At 32.5% G+C, this 1808-nt stretch carries 2 protein-coding genes; both read left to right on the forward strand.

The genetic code is table 11. From position 1 onward, the window contains the following. Positions 1-134: LPXTG cell wall anchor domain-containing protein (locus tag AB8E63_RS08595; RefSeq protein WP_368910842.1), on the forward strand; the 134-nt coding region annotated here is incomplete at its 5' end. Between the two features lie 278 nt (positions 135-412). After that, positions 413-1808, forward strand: a 1396-nt coding sequence (locus AB8E63_RS08600) for an Ig-like domain-containing protein (RefSeq protein WP_368910841.1), incomplete at its 3' end; no start/stop codon positions are given.

Here is a 1808-nt window from a genome sequence, read left to right on the forward strand (position 1 = left end):
CTGAGACTCCAACAACAACTGAAAACAAACCAGGACTTCCAAATACTGGTGAGGCTACAAGCCTAATACTTGTATTAGCTGGTGTGGTAATTATGTCAGGAACAGTTGTTATGAAACGTAAATTTACTAAATAATATTAGATAAGTTTCTTTAGAGAGGAGAGAGCATTGCTCTCTCTTTTTTTACTCTTTATATACTAATAATGCATATATATTTTCGATATCGAAATTAAAAAAAACTATTCTTAAAAATAAATTTATACGATTATATGACATAAAAAACATATTTAATATCTAAAAGTAATCTTGATAAATTTTTTTTGTTTATTTGAGTTATAAAAGTAGACATAGGATGTAAATATTGGTATACTGTACTAGTTTTAATAAACTAATAAATTAAAGGAGAAATGAAAATGAATAAGAAAAAACTATCGTTTATCTTTTTCATTATTTGTATATTAACTGTATTTGTTTCACTAAGCTTAACAAATGCTGCTGCTGAAACATCGGCTACTACGTCTAATAGTAAGACTGTTGATACTATTACCTCACTAAGTATTACAAATAAATCAGGAGATAGTCTTGATGGTGATTTGAAGCAATGGGTTACGTTTAGACTTAATGCAAATTATGATTTAAAAAATAAAAACGTTAAAGCTGGCGATACAACTACAGTTGATTTATCAGATTTTCTATATATAGAATCCCAAAACTTTGAAATTCGTGATGAGAAAACAAATGAAGTTATCGCAAATGGTCAGATTGATGAAACAAAAAAACATATCGTCTTAACCTATACTGATTATGTTGAAAAACACTCTGATACTAAAGGTTCTTTCTTTGTCTATACTCGAGTAGATTTCCAAAAACACCCTGAAGAAGGAGAAATCCCTGTCGAGGTAACGATTAATGGGAAAACACAAGTAGTTGGAAATGTTAACTTTACTGGTGTTGGAGATGGAAACCCTGAATTATTTTCTAAAACAGGATGGGTAAGTAGTGAAGATCAAAAGACACTCTCTTACACCATTTCAATCAATCGTACTAAAGAAAGTCTTCAAGATGCTACAGTAGAAGACACATTGAAGTTTTCGAATGCATCTTATATTAAAGATAGTATTCGTATTATCAAAGGTAAATTTGACTATGTTAAAGGTCTTTGGGAATTTACAGATACAACTGATGTAACTGATCAACATACTGTTACCGTCAGCGGAGATGGACAATCATTTGTCGTACAACTTGGTGACATCACAGAGTCAGATCAATATCGAATTGAATATAAAGTTCAAACAAATTATTCACCAGCAGATGGAGAGGTATTAAATAATGATGCTGTGTTAAAAGGCAAAGGAAAGGCTGTTAAACATGTTGAGCAATCCACTGTCGTTCAAGTAGCAGGTGGTTCTGGTATTGGTTATGTCTTTACAATTAACATTAAAAAAGTTGATGAAGCAAATCAACCATTACCAGGTGCGAAATTTAAAGTAGTTCGCCCAGCAAATAATCAAGTCATTGGTGAATATGTAACTGATGCTGACGGGATAATCACTGTAAAAGGTCTTCTAAAAGACAAATATATCCTGACGGAAACAGAAGCACCAAAAGGCTATGTTATTAATTCTGAAGATACAGAAGTAGATGTTACGGACTTTGGAGAAGACCAGTCAGTTACAAAGACTATTGTGAATTCAAAAGAACAAACGACAACAACAGAAGCTCCAACAACAACAGAAGCTCCAACAACGACAGAAGCTCCAACAACGACAGAAGCTCCAACAACAACAGAAGCTCCAACAACGACTGAAG

Origin of the sequence: Streptococcus sp. oral taxon 061 (assembly GCF_964211575.1) — a bacterium.
Classification (GTDB): domain Bacteria; phylum Bacillota; class Bacilli; order Lactobacillales; family Streptococcaceae; genus Streptococcus.